Raw genomic sequence first — 3,780 nt, 5'->3', positions numbered from 1 at the left:
CCACCCCGCCGCCCTGCGCCAGTGCCGCCGCGCCGGGCGCCGCGGCGCCCGCCTGAATCTCGCTTCTCGATTGCATGAGTCTGTCTCCTGTCGTTCAGATCACGGGCGCGGCGCCGAACGCCGATTGCAGGATCGCGTCCTTGGCGATCCGCTCGCCCTGGTATTCCTGTTCGATGCGTCCGCCGACGAACACGCAGACGCGATCCACCAGCCGCACCATCTCGTCCAGGTCGCTGGTGATGACGATCACCGACAGCCCGGCCCGGGTCAGTTCGTCGACGATGCGGTGCACCTCCTCCTTGACGCCGACGTCGATGCCGCGCGTGGGCTCGTCGAGGATCAGCAGGCCCGGCGCGGTGGCCAGCACGCGGCCCAGGCAGACCTTCTGCTGGTTGCCGCCCGAGAGCGTGCCGAGCAGCACCTCGGGCGTGGCGGCCTTGACGCGGAAATGCTCGAAGTAGCGGCGCACCACGCCCTGCTCGGCGCGCCGGTCGATCACGCCGCCGCGCGAGACGTCGGCCAGGCTCGACAGCGTGATGTTGTGCGCGATGCTCTGCAGGCCGACCAGCCCGTCGCGATGACGGTCGTCGGACAGGTAGGCGATGCCGCGCCGGAACGCGGTGCCGGGATGGTCGGGCAGCGCGTGGTTCGCGCCGTCGTGCCAGAGGCGCCCGCGGCGCGCGCGATTCAGGCCGAACAGCGCCAGCGCGAAGGCCTTGGCGCCCGAGCCCGGCAGGCCGGCGAAACCGACGATCTCGCCGGGCGCGATCTCGAAGCGCGGCACCTCGATGCCGGGCGCGACCAGGTCCTCGACGCGCCAGGCGGTGGGCGCGCCGCTGCCCTTGCCGGTGCCCGTGTTGATGCCCTTGCCGGTGCCGCCGGCGGTGGCCGCCGTATCCGGCGCCGCATCGGCCGAGCGCGCGGCGCGCGCCGAGGCGGCTTCGCGATCGCGATGGAACAGCGGCACGTCGCGGCCGATCACCAGCTCCGACAAGCCGTCGGAATCGATCTCGCCCAGGTCGTCGTGCTCGCCGGCCAGCCGGCCGTTGCGCAGCACCGAGACGCCGTCGCAGATATCGAGGATCTCCTCGTTGTAGTGCGAGATGAACACGAAGCTCACGCCGCGCGCCCGCAGCTCACGCATGAAGGCGAACATCTGCTCGCGATCGGCCAGCGTCAGCGCGGTGGTCGGCTCGTCGAGGATCAGCAGCTTGCCGCCGCTGTGCAGGGCCCGCAGGATGTTGAGCTTGCGCCTGGCCACCGCGGACAGGAAGCGCGCCGGCATGCGCGGGTCGAGCCCGGTGCCGGCCAGCGCGGTCTCGACGCTCCCGAGCAGCGCGCGCTGGTCGACCTGGCGCGTCCAGCCGCGCTTGAGCGGCCAGCGGCCGAGCATCAGGTTGTCGGCGACCGACATCGAATCGACGATCATCGGCTCCTGCGTGACCAGGAACACGCCGAGCGACTCCATGCGCCGCACGTCGCTGCCCTGCACCTCGGTGCCGTCGAACACGATGCGCCCCTCGCTGGGCGCGGTCTGCCCGGAAATCAGGCGCACCAGGGTGGACTTGCCGGCGCCGTTCTCGCCGAGCAGGCCGTGGATGGTGCCGCGCCGAATGTGGATCGAGACCCGGTCGAGCGCGACCAGGGCCTTGTAGCGTTTGACGACGTCGTGCGTCCTCAGGATGTAATCGCTGCTGCTGTCCATCACGAAAAACCTCGATCGACGGGTGCTGCCGGTGAAATGCGCTTCGGGGAGAGGCGGCGGCGCCGCGAAGGCGCCGTCCGGCCCGCTCAGCTGTAGCGCAGGCCCCATTCGTTGTAGGCGATGTTGCCCCACTGGCGCTTGTCCTTGACCGAGCCGCCGTCCACCACGAAGGGCGGAATCACCAGGCTCGCGCCGGTATCGGACTTGGTGATCTGCGCCTTTTCCCAGAAGTACTGATTGTTCTGGTAAGGCCCGAGCGGCACCGGCTGGCCCTTGAGCGAATAGCGGTCGAGCATCTCGACGGTGATCTGCGCGTAGGCGATCGGATCCTGCGAGACCACCGCGTCCATGTAGCCGTCGCCGATCCATTGCAGCGCCGCCGGCTCGCCGTCGATGTTCACGAAGATCACGTGCCCCGGCTCGCCCACCTTCTTCCACTTGCCCTTCTGCTGCAGCGCCGTGACGATGCCGCGCGCCGGCGAATCGCTGGGCGCGTGCACGGCGTCGAGCGCGGGATATTCGGACAGCGTGTCGAGCGTGACCGACAGCATGTTCTTGAGCAGCCCCTCGGTAGGACGACTGATCAATTTGATGTCGGGATACTGCTTCATGGTGGCCTCGAAGCCCTCCTTGCGCAGGCGCCAGGCCACCGACTGCAGCGCGCCGTAGCAGTTCAGCACGGTGCCCTTGGCGCTGCCGTAGCGCTTCTTCAAGGCCGCCACGATGGTTTCGGCCGCCATCACGCCGCCCGCGCGATTGTCGAAATCGACCGTGATCGCCACGTCCCCGCCGAGCGCCGGCGTATCGATGATGCCGACCGGGATCTTCTTGAAGTTGTACTTCTTGATCACGCTGACGATCGCCTGGCTGTCGATCGGGTCGGCGATGATGGCCGAGGGATTCTTCAGCAGCAGGCTCTGCCACTGCTCGAGCTGGGTGGTGGTGCTGAAGTTCGCGTTGACGGCCTGGAAGGTCCAGCCCTTGGCCTCCACCGCACGCTTCACGGCTTCCTGCTGGGTGGCGAAGAAGTAGTAATCGAGGCTCTTGTTGCTGAACGGCACGAACACCTTCTGCTGGGCCCGGGCCACGCCCGGCAGCGAGGACAGCGCGAACGTGCCGGCCGTGGCGGCCAGCCCCGCGAGAAACCGTCTGCGTGATCCGACCTCAGCGACGTCGGCGACTCCGGTGTCTTCCATAGTGTGTTGTCTCCTCAACATCGACATGGACAGCGAAAGCCTGCTGACAGTCCAGCAGGGTGTTAGTAAAACTCTGCTTTTCTTGTAGTGTTGCAACGAAATTTAGCGCTAGCGAGGCAGGTCGGCAATCTAGGGTTTACGCCCGAGAACGCTTTGAATTCGCTTTATTTCATAACAATCAAGGAATTAAGCGTTTTCTTCAGTGCTTGTGGGCAGCCGCATCTTGAAGACAAGAAACGTAGTTTTACTAACATCGAAAGCGATAATTCGCGGATGTCGCGATGCCGGCAGGAGATGGCGGGCGAGCGGGGAGAAGTTGGGCAGTTATCGCCGCTGCCCTTGCCGAACCTGGTTCGGGAAGGCGGTGGCAGAAGGACGAGGTGGAATTGTCAGGGCTGGTTCGGGCAGACCGTTAGTTGCGATCGATCCGGGAAATCAAATCCTCGGGCCGGCGGCACGAAGCCTCCCACCGGCGCGCCAGACGCTGCGCCCTGCCCAGCCGCACGGCGGCATCGTCGAAGTCGACGAGGTGGATCTCGTCGGCCTGGGCCGGTCGCGAAGGCATCTCGTCGGTGCGCATGTCGCTCAGCAGCCAGAGCGTGCGTGGCGCGCCGGGCCTGCGCCGCGCGATCCGCGCGAGCAGGGATTGCGCCATCGCGATGCCGGCCGACAAGGGCGTGCCGCCCCCGCCCGCCACCGGTTCGAGCCAGCGCTCGTTCCACCAGCGCGGCACCGCCGGCCCGAAACGCCGCTCGGCGCCGCGCCCGCCGAAGCCGATCAGCGCCACCTCGGCGCGCTCGCGCGCCGCCGCGTCGAACAGCGCGACCAGCAGGCCCTTGGCGAGCGCCAGGCGAGCGCCGTCGAGCATCGAGGCCGAAT

At 67.6% G+C, this 3,780-nt stretch carries 3 protein-coding genes; all 3 read right to left on the bottom strand.

The features are described from left to right. Positions 1 to 94: 94 nt before the first annotated feature. The gene (locus tag F3J18_RS35980) at positions 95 to 1,705 is read right to left on the bottom strand and encodes a sugar ABC transporter ATP-binding protein (protein ID WP_166916891.1); all 1,611 of its coding nucleotides are present in this window, start codon (positions 1,703 to 1,705) and stop codon (positions 95 to 97) included. 86 nt (positions 1,706 to 1,791) lie between these two features. Continuing rightward, positions 1,792 to 2,901, bottom strand: coding sequence for a sugar ABC transporter substrate-binding protein (locus tag F3J18_RS35975; RefSeq protein ID WP_166916889.1), 1,110 nt, complete (start codon positions 2,899 to 2,901; stop codon positions 1,792 to 1,794). Between the two features lie 412 nt (positions 2,902 to 3,313). Continuing rightward, a partial coding sequence (locus F3J18_RS35970; RefSeq protein ID WP_166916887.1) for a magnesium chelatase occupies positions 3,314 to 3,780 on the bottom strand: 467 nt, incomplete at its 5' end.

Origin of the sequence: Burkholderia sp. Ax-1720 (assembly GCF_011753035.1) — a bacterium.
In the GTDB taxonomy this organism is placed as follows: Bacteria; Pseudomonadota; Gammaproteobacteria; order Burkholderiales; family Burkholderiaceae; genus Burkholderia; species Burkholderia gladioli.
This window is presented reverse-complemented; position numbering and strand designations above follow the sequence as displayed.